Consider the following 14254-nt stretch of genomic DNA (forward strand, 5'->3'; position numbering starts at 1 on the left):
TCTTATTGGAAGTGGGTGTGCTTCGTTCTCCACTGCTCAAGCTTAATGACCACCCAGAAGCCGTAGATCCCGAGCGTAATCACTGTCAGCAGGAACCACTTAATCCATTGTCCAAATAGGCTGACGGCTGTACCATCGAACCGCAGGCGCTGCCCTCCCACCACGGTATGCTCGACCTTCCAGCGGTAGAGCATTACTACTGACCAGGGATAGCAGATACCGAAGGTACAGACCGTAACAAGCCAGCCAGCGAGGCACCACCCAATGTACTCAATAAGCTTCCCGTCAAAATAAGATTCCCTGCTTCCATAATTCATCGCTGCCGTATTCATGTGCAGTGCTCCCATGGGTCTCCGCCTTTCATTCATGCAAAATTATTCCTGGTTCTATTTTCCTTATTATCCATGGTGAGCACCACTACATATCTCACAATTCTAACTGGAAATGGATAAAAAGTAGAATAAAGTCGAATTTACTCGTCTGGGGGCTTATCTTCGGCTAAGGGCATGCTGTCCGTTCAGCAGGAAGGTGCTGCGGCTGTTGCGCAGCAAGGATATCCGTTCTTCTGCAAGCTGATCCGCAGCCGCGTAGGCCGGAATCCCCTTCAGGCGGGAGATCTCCAGCACACGGGTGATGCTGTCATAGATTCGGGCTATCTGCTTATACGCCCGTTCCTTGTGGTAACCGTTCAATTCATCGGCGATATTAATAACGCCCCCGGCGTTAATCACATAATCCGGAGCGTAGACAATCCCCATCTTGTGCAGTTCGTCCCCGTGACGCGGCTCCTTGAGCTGATTATTGGCAGCTCCTGCAATCACCTTGGCTCTAAGCCGCGGCAGTGACTCATCATTAATGGTGGCACCAAGTGCACATGGCGCATAGATATCACAATCTGCTCCAATAATATCGCCCGGGTCTACGGCGGTTGCGCCATAAGCCTCTACAGCCCGGTTCACTGCCTCTCGATGAATATCTGCAACCAGCAGGCGTGCGCCTTCTTCATGCAGATATTTGCATAGTGTAAAGGATACATTGCCGACACCCTGCACAGCGATGGTTCGGCCTGCCAGGGAATCACTACCGAAAGCAGCCTTCGCTGCGGCCCTCATCCCTTGATATACGCCGAAGGCTGTGGCCGGTGAGGGGTTGCCGGACGACCCATAGGAAGCCGATATACCAGTAACGAAGTCGGTCTCCTGATGGATAATATCCATATCCTCTTCCGTCGTGCCTACATCCTCTGCTGTAATGTAACGGCCGTTCAAGCCTTGTATGTATCTGCCGAAGGCGCGGAACATCGCCTCGTTCTTGTCTGTGTGCGGATCACCGATAATGACCGTCTTGCCGCCGCCCAGATTCAGTCCGGCCACCGCATTCTTATAGGTCATGCCTTTAGCCAGACGAAGGGCGTCAACTAGCGCCTCCTCCTCCGTTGCATAGGTCCACATTCTCGTTCCGCCAAGCGCCGGTCCCAGCGTGGTGTCATGAATTGCAATAATCGCCTTAAGCCCCGATGCCTTATCCTGACAAAACAATACTTCCTCGTAATCCTCCCGCTCCATCGCCGCAAACAATTCCATCCGCTTCATTTCTCCTGTCTTTTCTTATGTACATGTTACGTTTCATAACAAAGCTAGTCGTTCTGGAACGTATTGTCAAGTTCATTTGTCCCATTTTCACCTATTTTCATAAAAGCGCATGAAGCAGCAGACCCCGAACCTCACGCCAATTGTTAGCACATGTGGTGGAGTCTGTGAAGGGATCAGGCCCAGTATTGATCTGGCCGATATTCGATTTCGGATTGTACGGCTATCGTTAAGCGTCTGGAGTCTGCATCATAGGTTACTGGCTGATCTCCAACGTAGTACCAATGCTTGATGACCGGCCCGTCCGCAGGCTCCTCGAAGCGGAAAACATTAAGCTCCGCCTTCAGCTCCACCACCGCAGCGCCTTTATCTGCCGCAACATTCGTCAGGGTGATCAAGGTCAGCCCGCCCGGCTCATCGAAGGTATACCCTACTCCCTCCATGCTGTTCACAAGCATGCGCCCGGTTACCGAATGCTTCACCAGCACTCTTTCCTGTTCTGCCATTCGCGTTCCTCCTTCATGTCTGAATCCCGCCGCTCATTAAGGCAGATCAATCACCATGACCAGTATATGCTCATCCGCCTTCAGCTCCAGCTGCGCTATGTCCTCGATTCTAGCCGAATCGCCCGGCTTCAGCACATCCTCCCCGTTCAGGGTAAGCTGTCCTTCGACCAGATACACAAAGCTGCGCCGCCCCGGCTCCTGACGGAAATCCAGTTGCCCTCCCGACTCGGCCTTCCCCAGATAAATCGTCATATCCTGGGCAATACCGACAATCTCCTCCGACGCTTCGGCCGCTACTACCGGAAGCAGGCGTCCTTCAAGCTTGGCCGGATCGAAGCGTCCGGTTGCATAGGAGGGAGCCGTCCCCCGGGCCTTGGGCATGAACCATAGCTGAAGCAGGCGGACCGGCTCACTGTTCGAAGGGTTATGCTCCGTATGAATCGCACCGGTCCCGGCCGACATCCGCTGGATGCCGCCGAAGGACGTCTGCGCGACATTACCGAGGTTGTCCTCATGACGAAGCACGCCGGACAGCACAATCGAGACAATCTCCATATCACTGTGCGGGTGGGCGCCGAAGCCTTTTCCCGGAGCGATCGTATCATCGTTACAGACGCGCATCGGCCCAAAGGCCGTGTTGTCGGGATCATAGAAATCCCCGAAGGAGAAGACATGACTGCCCTTCAGCCAGCCGTGATCGAACTGGTGCGCAGACGCAGCAGGGTAGATTTTAATCAATGGAACCGCCTCCTGTGCATATTATGAAGTGGTCGAGATCTGCAATTCAGAAACGATGAACCATTTCTTGGACGCAGCATCCTTGAAATACACCTGGATCATATAGTTCCCCTTGTCGGTAACCTTATAATTATACGCTGCCGATTTGAACCAGAAGCTGTCCTTCTTCTCTGTAATCGGCTGGTTATCCACAACATCTGTCTTGCCTGCCGGGTCTGTAATAGTGATCTTCAGATCGGAGATATCTGTTTTGAGATCATCCACCTGCACCAGGGCAGAGAAGGTATTGCTGGTGTCCATTCGAACTTTGCCGAAAATCTTGCCCTGCTCATCCAGCAGCACCGTGTTCACATTAGGCTTGTAGATCTTGACCGTCCCGGCTGAGTCGTCCACAGATACAATCGCCTGCATATTCTCTGAAAGCTGTTCCACAGGCACATAGACCCCGCCATCCGAGGATAGTGCAGACTGCTTAAGCAGCATATTATTCACATAGAATGAGAGATCTGTTTTGCCGGCAGCAGCATACAGCAGGCCTCCTCCCGAGACCATCATCAGGCACATTGTTGAAATCGCCAGCTTGCGCATCTTCCCCATTATTCCCGTCCCCCTCTATAATGTCCTATGCTGTTTATACCCTTCAGGCGTCAAGGAGTTGCTGTGAATTGTAAAATAAAACCGGCTGCACTTTTTTCCTGAGGAAAAGGCACAGCCGGTCACGGGACAACCTTCTTGCTCCGGGTGCACCCGGAAGCAGCAATTACAGCTTGGCGATCGTCTCGGTAAGAACTGGAACAATCTGTGATTTACGGGACACTACACCCTTCAGCACAGCCTTGTTATCATCCAGCTTCACATTGTAAGCCTGCTCTACAGCGCCTGCTACGCGGCCCAGGGCGAGACCCACGGAATCGTTGTTCAGGATATCGGTAACCACGAACAGGAACAGATCAAGTCCCTTGTCATCAATAATCGCGGTAAGCGCTGCTTCCAGCTCCGGTTGCTTGGACAGGACATCATTCACGTCCACAGCGTTAACCTGGGCAATCTCCACTTTATATTCACCCATCTTAAATTCCTTGGCATCCAGAGAGATCAGCTGGGCAATGCTCTTGTCGCTCAGGTCTGCACCGGCTTTGAGCATGTCCAGGCCATAGCTCTCAGCATCTACTCCGGCAATAGCCGCCAGCTCACGCGCAGCAGCCACATCCTGCTCCGTGCAGGTCGGTGATTTGAACAGCAAGGAATCGGAAATGATAGCGGACAGCATCAGACCGGCGATGTTCTTAGGAATGGCCACGCCATTCTCTTTGTACAGCTTGTTCAGAATGGTAGCTGTACAGCCGACCGGCTCAGCCCGGTAATACAGCGGATAGGCGGTCTCGAAGTTCGCAATCCGGTGATGATCAATCACCTCAACCACACGGACCTGATCGATATCATTCGCACTTTGCTGGCGTTCATTATGGTCAACCAGAATCACTTGCTCAGCTTCTGCAGCAACGTTCTCCACCAGACGCGGCGCTTCTACCCCAAAGTGGTCGAGGGCGAACTGAGTCTCTCCGCTGATGTCTCCAAGACGAACCGGCTCGGCATCCCAGCCCAATTCCTTCTTCAGTGCCGCATAAGCAATGGCTGAGCAGATCGTATCTGTATCCGGGTTTTTGTGACCAAAGATCAAAGTTTTTGTCATTTCCAATCTCCTTACTATGTTTTTGTGAGAATAATATACCATACATTGATAGAGACCTGCCAGAGACCCGTAAATATCCGGCTGGAATTAACTATTAGTATGCTCCTGACCTGCCTGTACAGGTTGCCCCCGCTTCGTCTTCGGCAGCGCCTCAGGCACATCCTCCCCGGAGAGCGGCTCGTTATCCGAGAACAGATCCGGGTTCTCTCTGAGCATGCCGCTCAGGATACGCGTAGTCTCTACCGTGCCGCAGAGCAAAACCGCGGCATCGCCGAAGCTGCCCCTCCGCATCGCCCCGCCGTCTTCCAGCACAGATTCCACCTTCCAGAAATGCTGCGACCAGGACAGTCCGCAGTGTCTGCGCGAAGGCACCGCAATCTCCTCTCCTGCCGGCGTCACGGTATAGAGCGCCTCATGCCCGTCCGTCATCCGGCCGGGAATATCCACCCACTCTTCTATGCCGTGAATGAACGTATTCCTCCGCAGATCCACACCGAGCAGCATAATCTCCGCTCCCCGGTCCAGCAGCTTGCCGTAGACCGATCCGCGCGCACAAGGCGTATCCCAGCGTTCATCTCCGGCTGTGAACACCGCCGCATCCCTGCCTAGCGCCGCTACCGAATGTGTGGGATGCCAGGAACGGATCACGTTCGGCCGCTTGCGGAACAGCTCCGGCAGAATCCCCACGCAGACGGGCGACTCCAGCACCGAGAAGCGCGGATTCTGCCCGTCGATATAAGACCAGGTATGGGTGGGCAGGACCAGCAGCCCCTCCTTCATATATTCTGAGAGAACATCCAGTACGGTATCCGCTCCCCCTTCCACTTCACCGATGCTTTTGAACGAGGAATGGACCAGCAGTGTCCCCTGCGGATTGATTCCCATCCTCTCCAGCTGCTTCATCAGACTTGTTCTGGTGTGCATGATTAACCCCGCTTTCCTGAATAATAAATACCGTCCTTGAAATACATCTTGAAATACACCCTGAAATACATCTTGCAAAATCACTCATTTACTATTAAAATTATAGTAACTTAATATTAATAAGTAATTTCTTTATATAACAATCCAAGTTATATAAGAAACACTAAAGAAATTAACAAAAAGCAAAAAGAAGCGGAGGGGAAATTTGGAACTGTAGGAGCGGAAGCGACCGCCTGAAAGCTTTCCGCAGGAAAGCTCGCTTCGGAAGCATATGCTGTATTTGGATTTCTACCGCGAAGAGCGGTTCTAATCAGGAAATCCTAATACAACAGCGGCCGGAAGTCCAAATGTTCACCACAGTGACGACCTAGCTTCGAGTTCAACTCTTAAGTGTGTCTTATATAACAACCAAACTTCAGGAGGTATTCCCATGAGTTTAACACTAAAAGGGCTTCACCATGTATCCGCCATTACCGCCAAAGCGCCGGAGAACTACAAATTCTATACAGAAGTGCTCGGACTCCGCTTGATCAAGAAGACCGTCAACCAGGATGACGTATCCGTCTATCACCTGTTCTACGGGGATGAGACCGGGAATCCCGGCACGGAGCTTACCTTCTTCGAGCTGCCAAACGCAGGGCGTAACCGTGATGGCAACAACAGCATCTCCGCACTCTCCCTGCGTGTTCCCGGGGATGATGCCCTGCTCTTCTGGACACAGCGCTTCACCGTGTTCGGCGTAGAGCATGAGGGAATCACCGAACGCGGCGGCCGCAAGACGCTGGCCTTCACCGACCATGAGGGCCAGCGCCTCATCCTCGTCTCGGATGAGCATAACGAGGGCATGCCCGGCGGCAAGCCTTGGGCCAAGAGCCCGGTACCTGCCGAGTATGCCATTGTCGGACTGGGACCGGCACATCTGACCGTCGAGACTGCTGAGCATACAGCCCTGATTCTGGAGGACCTGCTCGGCTTCCGCCGCGCAGGCAGTTATCCTTCTCCGGTGGCGGGCCAGCCGGATATTATCGTGTTCGAGACCGGTGAAGGCGGCTCCGGCACGGAGATCCATCTGGAGGAACGCAGCGATCTTCCGCAGGAGCGCCTGGGACGGGGCGGCGTGCATCATGTAGCCTTCCGCGTTGACAACGAAGAGGAGCTGAAGCAGTGGATTGAACGTATCCGCAGCGTACAGCTTCCGAACTCAGGCTTTGTGGACCGCTTCTACTTCCGCTCCCTGTACTTCCGGGAGCCGAACGGTATTCTGTTCGAGCTGGCAACGGACGGACCGGGATTCGCCACGGATGAGGAGGTCGAGCATCTGGGTGAGGCGCTGGCCCTGCCGCCGTTCCTGGAAGCAAGGCGTGAACAGATTGAGGCCCACTTGAAGCCGCTGGATACCCGTCCGCAAGTCTGATCATATTACCTTGGTGAATTAGCCTTGGCGAATTGCACATGAAGAAACTCCGGCCCACTTACAAGCCGGAGTTTCTTTTTGGGTTAGCCAAGCCTGTATAACAGCTTAACTTACTGGCTCAGATCAGCTCTCTGACCAGGTGACTGTGAAGAGATTGAAGCCGGGGCGGGCCGTTGAGGCTTTGCCTGTAATGGATAAAGGACTTGTCCCGCCGAGTCTGCCCGAGACTTTGACATTGCTGGACGATACCGACACTGAGGCATTATCCAGATTTTTAATCCGCGCATATTCACTGTATACGAAGCCCATGGTGTCCAGCGTCTCCTGCGTTGAATATGTGAACGCCACCTTCTTCAGGCCGTTAGCATCCGTATCTAAGGTGATCGCAATCAAGGCATCCTGAGGAATCGGAAAATCCTTAGGCAGATTAACCGGTCTTGCTGTCCCCTCCACCACTGGAGCAGGAGTTGCATTCCCTCCGCCGGTAGAGGTTCCCGGAGCAGGAGTCGGAGCAGGAATATCCGCGCTGCCGGCACCAATTCTCACTTTATAGTTGACCGAGTCATAATTGATAGGCACCTTCAGTACCGTGGCGATCGATTGGACCGGCAGGTAGGTGAGACCTTCGTAGGTGATCGGTGTCAGGGTTTTGCCATTGCCGTCTTTCATCCAAAAAGGATTACCATCCACCACAATACCCAGGCTATGGTTCAGATAAGCCTTTATCTGCTGCAGCTTAGTGCCCGCATACACCCCTGCCGAGCCTGTTACCGTCATGCCGGTGACCACTGCGGCAATCAGCCATTTTTTTCTCATAATATCCTCTCCCGTATGTTGTTGTTAAAAAAGTATGGACTTAGCGTCTTTATATATTTAACACGGAAGCGAAACTTTCAATCTGCCTGCCGCCTTTTATTCCGCTTACGCACGGTTCACGATCTCCACCAGCTCGTCCAGACTGCGGATTTCATAGGTGGGCACTATCTCAGAATCACCAGGCTTGTCCAGCGGATTGAACCAGCACGTATCGATGCCGTAATTGTTCCCGCCGCGGATATCCGAGGTCAGGGAGTCTCCGACGATCAGCACCTTGCGTCTATCGGACAGATTAAGCTTGGCAAAAGCATAATCAAAAATCCCCGTCTCCGGCTTCTGGTAGCCCGTCTCTTCCGATACAATCACCGCCTCGAATACCCCGCTAAGCGGGGAGCTCTTAATCCGGGCATGCTGCACATCGCTGATTCCATTCGTAATTACTGCCAGCCTGCACCCGGCAAGCTCGCCGCAGAGCTCGGCAGCCCCTTGAATCAGGAAGGTGCCCTCCCCGAGGAAGCGCAGGTATGCTTCACTGAATTCCTCCGGCTTGAAGGTGAGCTGACGGGCGGCAAACAGGCGGTTGAACCGTTCCACCCGCAGGGCGGCAGAGGTGATTAAGCCTTGCTCGAAATCCTTCCATAAGGCATGGTTAATCTCCTGGTAGCTGGCGGCATACTCCTGCGCGCCTGTCGGCAGCCCGAAGTGGGCGAAGGTATGGCTCAAAGCGTGACTCTCGGCCATTCCATAATCGAACAGTGTATCATCGGCATCAAATAAGATACATTCGTATTTCATCTTGTCCTCCATCTCGCTTATGTAGTTCGACAACATACATCCTTCTGCGATATAATTTGGGATAGGCCTTTAAAAAAACAACGGGGTGATTGTCATTTTATACGGTTTAGCTTTTCTCGTGTCATTTTTTATCGTTTATCTGCTGATTCCTCCTCTGGCCAGGCTGGCTTTCCGGCTGGATTTCGTGGACAGGCCGAGGGAAGATGTTGAACGCAAAATCCATAGGGAGCCTATCCCGCTAACGGCAAGCTACGCTATATTTGTAGGCTTTTTCATTACATATCTGCTCTTCGCACGTGAATTCACCCTGGAGACGCTCGCCCTGTTCATTGGCGGTGTGCTTCTGCTGACTATAGGAACCATCGATGACTGGTACAAAACCAAAGGCAAGGATTTCCCGGCTCTGCCCAAATTCATCGTACAGATTGCCGCCGCCGTTCTGGTGTTCTTTTCCGGCAATGCGTTTACCGGCTTCATTAATCCGTTCTCAGGTGATTATATCTCACTGCCGTTCATTTTGCAGTTCCTGCTGACGATCATCTGGATCTTCGGGGTCACTACGGTTATTAATTTCTCGGACGGTATGGACGGTCTGGCCGGCGGACTTACAGCGATCTCGGCAGTTACCCTGTTTGTAGTCGCACTCACGATGGGCCAATCTACTTCTGCCTACATGGCAATTTCGCTGATCGGGGTTACGCTGGCGTATTTGCGCTTCAACAAGGCTCCGGCCAAAATCTTCATGGGCGATGCCGGCGCCACCTTCCTAGGCTTCATTCTGGCGGTGATTGCGCTGGACGGTGCCTTCAAGCAGGCCACGGTGTTATCGCTGTTCATTCCGATTCTCGCGCTGGGCGTGCCGATCTTCGACAATATTTTTGTCGTCATCAGACGCTTCCTGAAGGGACAAGCCATCTATCAGGCGGACGCCACTCAGGTTCATTACCGCCTGCTCAAGGCTGGCCTGAACCAGAAACAGGTGGTCGGCGTGCTCTATCTTGCCAGCGTTTGCCTCTCCCTGTCATCCATTATCCTGCTGCTGATTCAGACGTAGGCAGGCTGCTATTACGAAGGGCTGTTCCCAAAAGTCATGAAATGGCTGATGAGGGCAGCCTTTTTGGTTCGGGTTGGTCAGCGTGGGCGCTGCCTGATTACATGGGAGAACCTTTTACTTTTGAGCAGGATCAACGCGGGCGCTCGGGTGGACGCTCCGCGAACGGAACGTTGCTACAATCGCTGTTGTCTCCAGATTTTATTTATTTCCCTAATCGGTAAAAATCCGGAGACAAAGGCGACCGCTATCGCTTTTCCGCATTCGTTCCGTCCTCTCCGCTGTTTAAGCGGGATGCGAAATAAAACCACAAACCCGGCTCTACCCAACCTTTCGCCCTCGTATCTGCGCATTGTGTTCGATTTTTCGCATACAATTGGGCTACTTACCTCGCGCCGGAGCATTGTACTCGGTTTTCCGCATACATCAGGCCCGCGAACCCCCATCTGTACCGATAGTATTCGGTTTTTCGCATACATCGAGCCCACGCAACCATATGACGCGTTTCTCCGGCCTTAAGGCTCCTGCTCCTCCGTGAAGTCACGCAGCTGTGAGTAGATTCCGATGATCTCCGGCATCGGCATGCGGACCAGGCCGCTGGAGGATGGGGCGACGAACTCCCGGACGCCATCCACCACCGGAGCAATGCCTTCCTGGAAGCCCCAGGCGGCTGTAGTTCTGCGGCTGAATTCTGTGTACACGCCCTTGCCGACAAAGCAGGCAATCTCCGGGCGGTATTCCTCCAGCTTGGCCCGCAGGAGCTCACGGCCCTTGGCGTACTCCTCCCGGGTGATATCTTCAGCGCCTACGGTGGGGCGGGCGACGATGTTGGTGAAGCCGTACCCCAGCTTCAGCAGCTCCCCGTCCTCGAAAGCTTCATATAACCGCGGCGTCAGCCCGGACTTATGCAGTATGCGCCAGAAGTTATTACGCGGATTGGCATAATGATGACCCAGTTCTCCGGAGCGGATGCTGGGATTGAACCCGATGAAGACAATCTGGAGTCCATGATCCAGATGATCCCGTACCTCTTCCATGTTTGTTCCTCCTAACACTGGCCGCATTATTTTGCAGACCCTAATCTAATATACCCATGCTTTGGACTCAGGTACACCTGAAGCAGAAGCAGAGAAGATAGCACTACACTGGCACTGGCACTAGCAATGACACAGACACTGGCTCTGACTTCCCGCTTCAACATAAAAATCCCCCCGCACAGGATATGCATCCGTTAACGGGAGGAACAGACTGTCTAGTTACTGCAATAGATTAAACTGACTAAGGAAGAAGAGCCTTCAGCGCCGGAGACATCTCCTGCTCATCCAGCGAAATATAACTAGATGAATCATTCTTATATACTATCTTCACCGCATATGCTCCCTCTCTGCGGTTGTAATTGCGGCGATGCTCCAGAATATCGTTAATGAGCGTCTTGTCTGTGACCATTACCGCCCGTTTCTCGCTGCGTGCTAACTCCAAACGGGTCTCGGGATCATACATCCGCCCAGGTGGCAGCTTACTGTGATTCATATCTATGAACATCTCGGCGGACCGTACGTCCGCTGCGGTAATCCGCACTTTATCCGCATATCCCTTCTGTTCCAGCCAAGCCCCCAATTCATGATAGGACGGGTACCATTCATAAGAGAAATGGGCCTGATTACCGTCCTGATCCGGTTTCTGAAGAACGCGGATGGAAGCGCGTGACCGCTGATCCGAGACCCGATCTTCGTAAGACATGTTCAGCACTTCACGGGTTAGAATGTCCTTGAACTCCTTCACCTCCTGCGGATCGGAAATACTGAAGGCCTTGTTCAGATTGCTTACCCGGATACTCTCTGCGTTCTTGTTCATCTGGGAGATCTGGTATCGCACACGTTTGTAGTCCACATGTCCCATGACTGCCTTAAGCTCCGGCTCGAAGCCCACTGAGGGAACCAGATAGGTCCGCTTCAGCGTTCCTCCGTTCTTCAGCTGGTATAACAGCGTGAAGCGGTAGCGAGAGGGATATCCATAATCCCACATGGTATTGCTCTGTCCCGGCTTCGCCGTTACGACAGCATGATGCAGTGCGGTTACAGCTTCAATATACTTCGGGTCCTTGGAATAGATCTCAGCCTCCTCCGCAGGTGCAGTGTTCTTAGCGCCGTACGGGCGTTGCGTCAGTTCATCATAATTGCCTCCGGCGAATACCGCATTCACCTTCTCGTTCGCTGGAACCCGGGTCTCATATCCGGTCAAGCCGGATACAGGAACATAGAGCAGCAAGCCAAGCAGGATACTGTATACTGCCAATTCAAGCGGCAGCTTGCGGTTCAGGATATGCCAGGTTTTGCGGAGAACCATCTCTACGAGAATATAACCGATGACCCCTCCGGCGGCGACACTGCCGATGATCCAGCCGGTTCCCTGCTTGATACTGCCGAAGTAGCTGAGCGCAAGCAGCATGCTGCAGAGCATCACCCCGGCTTTGAACAGCGGATTGAAATAGGTGAAGGCCATCGCATGGCTTGCCTTCTCACTGTGGCGCTTACGGTACAGCACGAAGGACAGCGTTAAAAAGGCTGCGGACAGGAGAGCATAGACCGACAGCTCTGTATGGCTAAAAGGCTTGTAGGACATATCTACAACCCGCAGCATCGGCGCCCAATCCGTCGTATCTGTCCGTGAACCCATTCCACCCGGGTATCCATACAAATACCTGCTCAGATGCATGCCGATAAATTGCAGGATTGCGGCCGGAAGGACTAACAGAATGATGGTCACCACTCCCTGCAGAATGGTCTGTCCCACACATATTCCCACAAACACAGTGAAGGCAAACAAGAACAGGGTCAGCACAGTAAGGGTCAGGCACCACTGCCAGACCTCCGCTCCCTGATAGATATACATATTGCCCTCCAGCGGGCGGACCAGCACCGTAACCACACTTGTAATCCAGATGGGCGGCAACAGCAGAAGCAGACCGCTCAGGGTATAGGAAGACAGCAGATACGAGCGGCGCAGCGGGAGGCTGTGCATCAGATCGGAGGAGCCTTTGGACTGCAGATAACGGGACAGGAACAATCCGGTGGTGATCGGAAAAACCAGGAGAAACGGTGCAATATCAGCACCAAGATTGAACAGATTGTCTATTTCACTCGGCTCCGCTAACGGATCGCCGTTCATGAATATCTGCAGCGGAAGCTGAAACAATAGCGCCAGCGTATACAAAATTCCAATCCAGCCATACTGGCGCAGGTTCTGGCGGATAATGCTGCTGTTACAGAATAATCGGCTGCGCGTCATAACCGGCCCCCCCCATTTCATAGATAAAGATTTCCTCCAGCGTCAGCGGAAGCAGGTCATACACATACGGGTCATAGACATGAAAAGCCTGGCTGATCCGCTCCCGCTCTCCTTTTACAATGTACAGGCTGACGCTTCCCCGCTGCTCCTGATGAAGAATCTGCAGCTTTGATTCCAGCGCCGCCGCGTGACGTACGTCACGGAAAGCAACCTGAATCTTGTGCGTGTCGGCCTTCAGATCATCCAGATCCTTCTCCACGAGCATCCGGCCCTCATGCATAATGCCGACATGGTCGCACAGATCCTCAATCTCGCGCAGATTATGCGAGGAGATCAGCACGGTAAGCTCGCGCTCGGCGACTTCCTGGAACAGCAGATTCTTGATCTGGCGGCGCATCACCGGGTCCAGTCCATCGATCGGCTCGTCCATAATCAGCGCATCCGGCATGCAGCTAAGCGCCAGCAGGAAGGCGGCCTGCCGCTGCATCCCTTTGGAGAAGCGGCTGAGTCTGCGCCGGGGATCGAGCCGGAACACTGCAATCAGCTCCTCGTACCTCTTTTGGCTCCACTGTGTATAGATCGAGCGGTAGAATTCCGCCATACTCTTCATCGTGGCCTGCGGGAAGAAGTATGGGCTATCCGGCATGAAGAACAAGCTGCGCTTCACCTCCGGTGATTCATAGACAGGCTGCCCGCCCACCTTCACACTCCCTGTATCCGGGCGATAGATGCCCGCAAGCATCTTCAGGAGCGTGGTTTTACCTGCCCCGTTAGATCCCAGCAATCCGTAGATGGCCCCTTTGGGTACCGTCAGCGAGAGGCCGTTCACAGCCTGTTCCTCCTGAAAAATCTTGCTCACTCCGCGTATCTCAATCATGGCTGCTCTCCTCTCTTCTAATATCCAGCGCCTGGCGGTACAGGGAACTGATCTCCGTCTCCGTGAACCCGAGGTAGACTGCTTCTGCCATCAGCCGCAGCAGCGCTTCCTTCAGCTCTGCCCGTTTGCTCTCACTTTGGCCCTGCTGCAGCGCGGCTACGAAGTTCCCCTTGCCCTGCAGCGAATAGATATAACCCTCGCGCTCCAGCTCCCTGTAGGCCTTCTGGATCGTATTGGGATTCACGGTAAGCTGCGAGGATAACGCCCGCACCGAAGGCAGCTGTTCATCCGCCCGCAGAATACCATGCATAATCAACTCCTTCACCTTGTCGGTCAGCTGTTCATAGATCGGCTTGCGGCTGCGTACATCCAACTCGAACATGACAGTCCTCCCTTCTTCGGATCTGTGATCCGGCTGTTTAAGTGTATTAACTGTACTACTATTATTAATACAGTTGAGCATTAATGTCAATCATTAACTTTTAGCCGATCTATTCTCAGCATGTCACGCAAATAACCCCCGCCTGCCTGTTGGACAGATGGAGGTTATGATTCCTTAGCGG

Annotated in this window: 15 protein-coding genes; 2 read left to right on the plus strand and 13 right to left on the minus strand. The window is 53.3% G+C overall.

The window, feature by feature from the left end; translation table 11 throughout:
• Positions 1-2: 2 nt before the first annotated feature.
• The 7 genes from MKX42_RS29240 to MKX42_RS29270 form a co-directional block, all read right to left on the minus strand.
• Positions 3-347, minus strand: coding sequence for a DUF898 family protein (locus tag MKX42_RS29240; RefSeq protein WP_340756639.1), 345 nt, complete (start codon positions 345-347; stop codon positions 3-5).
• A gap of 141 nt (positions 348-488) precedes the next feature.
• Positions 489-1583 (minus strand): Glu/Leu/Phe/Val family dehydrogenase, encoded by a 1095-nt coding sequence (locus tag MKX42_RS29245; protein WP_340756641.1) that lies wholly within the window; start codon positions 1581-1583, stop codon positions 489-491.
• 182 nt (positions 1584-1765) lie between these two features.
• A complete protein-coding gene (locus MKX42_RS29250; protein WP_340756645.1) occupies positions 1766-2095 on the minus strand; it encodes a hypothetical protein in 330 nt (109 codons plus the stop codon).
• Positions 2096-2131: 36 nt separating this feature from the next.
• Positions 2132-2833 (minus strand): pirin family protein, encoded by a 702-nt coding sequence (locus MKX42_RS29255; RefSeq protein WP_340756647.1) that lies wholly within the window; start codon positions 2831-2833, stop codon positions 2132-2134.
• A 21-nt stretch (positions 2834-2854) separates the two neighbouring features.
• Positions 2855-3430 carry a hypothetical protein gene (locus MKX42_RS29260; protein ID WP_340756649.1) on the minus strand — a complete coding sequence of 192 codons (576 nt, stop codon included), beginning with the start codon at positions 3428-3430 and terminating at the stop codon, positions 2855-2857.
• Positions 3431-3593: 163 nt separating this feature from the next.
• On the minus strand, positions 3594-4526 hold the full coding sequence (locus tag MKX42_RS29265) for a manganese-dependent inorganic pyrophosphatase (protein ID WP_076157041.1): 933 nt from the start codon (positions 4524-4526) through the stop codon (positions 3594-3596).
• Positions 4527-4613: 87 nt separating this feature from the next.
• Positions 4614-5450 (minus strand): AAC(3) family N-acetyltransferase, encoded by an 837-nt coding sequence (locus tag MKX42_RS29270; RefSeq protein WP_340756651.1) that lies wholly within the window; start codon positions 5448-5450, stop codon positions 4614-4616.
• Between the two features lie 430 nt (positions 5451-5880).
• Between MKX42_RS29270 and MKX42_RS29275 the strand changes: the two genes are divergently transcribed.
• A complete protein-coding gene (locus tag MKX42_RS29275; RefSeq protein WP_340756652.1) occupies positions 5881-6864 on the plus strand; it encodes a ring-cleaving dioxygenase in 984 nt (327 codons plus the stop codon).
• A gap of 123 nt (positions 6865-6987) precedes the next feature.
• On the opposite strand, the gene MKX42_RS29280 is transcribed toward MKX42_RS29275, so the two are convergent.
• Together MKX42_RS29280 and MKX42_RS29285 are read right to left on the minus strand one after the other, a co-directional pair.
• Positions 6988-7680 (minus strand): hypothetical protein, encoded by a 693-nt coding sequence (locus MKX42_RS29280; protein WP_340756653.1) that lies wholly within the window; start codon positions 7678-7680, stop codon positions 6988-6990.
• Positions 7681-7785: 105 nt separating this feature from the next.
• Positions 7786-8475, minus strand: coding sequence for a YjjG family noncanonical pyrimidine nucleotidase (locus MKX42_RS29285; protein WP_340757884.1), 690 nt, complete (start codon positions 8473-8475; stop codon positions 7786-7788).
• A gap of 94 nt (positions 8476-8569) precedes the next feature.
• Here MKX42_RS29285 and MKX42_RS29290 point away from each other — a divergent pair, with 94 nt between their 5' ends.
• Positions 8570-9529 (plus strand): MraY family glycosyltransferase, encoded by a 960-nt coding sequence (locus MKX42_RS29290; RefSeq protein WP_445669397.1) that lies wholly within the window; start codon positions 8570-8572, stop codon positions 9527-9529.
• A gap of 512 nt (positions 9530-10041) precedes the next feature.
• On the opposite strand, the gene MKX42_RS29295 is transcribed toward MKX42_RS29290, so the two are convergent.
• The 4 genes from MKX42_RS29295 to MKX42_RS29310 all read right to left on the minus strand — a co-directional run bounded on the left by MKX42_RS29295 (position 10042) and on the right by MKX42_RS29310 (position 14073).
• The gene (locus MKX42_RS29295) at positions 10042-10563 is read right to left on the minus strand and encodes a mismatch-specific DNA-glycosylase (RefSeq protein ID WP_340756657.1); all 522 of its coding nucleotides are present in this window, start codon (positions 10561-10563) and stop codon (positions 10042-10044) included.
• A 241-nt stretch (positions 10564-10804) separates the two neighbouring features.
• The gene (locus MKX42_RS29300) at positions 10805-12814 is read right to left on the minus strand and encodes a hypothetical protein (protein WP_340756659.1); all 2010 of its coding nucleotides are present in this window, start codon (positions 12812-12814) and stop codon (positions 10805-10807) included.
• Complete coding sequence (locus tag MKX42_RS29305) at positions 12789-13691, minus strand: ABC transporter ATP-binding protein (protein ID WP_340756660.1); 903 nt, start codon at positions 13689-13691, stop codon at positions 12789-12791. The genes MKX42_RS29300 and MKX42_RS29305 overlap by 26 nt, the downstream gene beginning before the upstream one ends.
• Positions 13684-14073: a GntR family transcriptional regulator gene (locus MKX42_RS29310; protein WP_340756661.1), complete on the minus strand. Its 390-nt coding sequence runs from the start codon at positions 14071-14073 to the stop codon at positions 13684-13686. The genes MKX42_RS29305 and MKX42_RS29310 overlap by 8 nt, the downstream gene beginning before the upstream one ends.
• Between the last annotated feature and the right edge of the window lie 181 nt (positions 14074-14254).

The organism is Paenibacillus sp. FSL R7-0204, assembly GCF_038002225.1.
GTDB lineage: Bacteria > Bacillota > Bacilli > Paenibacillales > Paenibacillaceae > Paenibacillus_AQ.

Excerpts from the sequence above, each read along its gene's own strand:
- MKX42_RS29245 (WP_340756641.1), bottom strand. The coding sequence starts at position 1,583 with ATGGAATTGTTTGCGGCGATGGAGCGGGAGGATTACGAGGAAGTATTG.
- MKX42_RS29270 (WP_340756651.1), bottom strand. The coding sequence starts at position 5,450 with ATGCACACCAGAACAAGTCTGATGAAGCAGCTGGAGAGGATGGGAATC.
- MKX42_RS29305 (WP_340756660.1), bottom strand. The coding sequence starts at position 13,691 with ATGATTGAGATACGCGGAGTGAGCAAGATTTTTCAGGAGGAACAGGCT.
- MKX42_RS29260 (WP_340756649.1), bottom strand. The coding sequence starts at position 3,430 with ATGGGGAAGATGCGCAAGCTGGCGATTTCAACAATGTGCCTGATGATG.
- MKX42_RS29295 (WP_340756657.1), bottom strand. The coding sequence starts at position 10,563 with ATGGAAGAGGTACGGGATCATCTGGATCATGGACTCCAGATTGTCTTC.
- MKX42_RS29280 (WP_340756653.1), bottom strand. The coding sequence starts at position 7,680 with ATGAGAAAAAAATGGCTGATTGCCGCAGTGGTCACCGGCATGACGGTA.
- MKX42_RS29265 (WP_076157041.1), bottom strand. The coding sequence starts at position 4,526 with ATGACAAAAACTTTGATCTTTGGTCACAAAAACCCGGATACAGATACG.
- MKX42_RS29275 (WP_340756652.1), top strand. The coding sequence starts at position 5,881 with ATGAGTTTAACACTAAAAGGGCTTCACCATGTATCCGCCATTACCGCC.
- MKX42_RS29285 (WP_340757884.1), bottom strand. The coding sequence starts at position 8,475 with ATGAAATACGAATGTATCTTATTTGATGCCGATGATACACTGTTCGAT.
- MKX42_RS29310 (WP_340756661.1), bottom strand. The coding sequence starts at position 14,073 with ATGTTCGAGTTGGATGTACGCAGCCGCAAGCCGATCTATGAACAGCTG.
- MKX42_RS29250 (WP_340756645.1), bottom strand. The coding sequence starts at position 2,095 with ATGGCAGAACAGGAAAGAGTGCTGGTGAAGCATTCGGTAACCGGGCGC.
- MKX42_RS29240 (WP_340756639.1), bottom strand. The coding sequence starts at position 347 with ATGGGAGCACTGCACATGAATACGGCAGCGATGAATTATGGAAGCAGG.
- MKX42_RS29300 (WP_340756659.1), bottom strand. The coding sequence starts at position 12,814 with ATGACGCGCAGCCGATTATTCTGTAACAGCAGCATTATCCGCCAGAAC.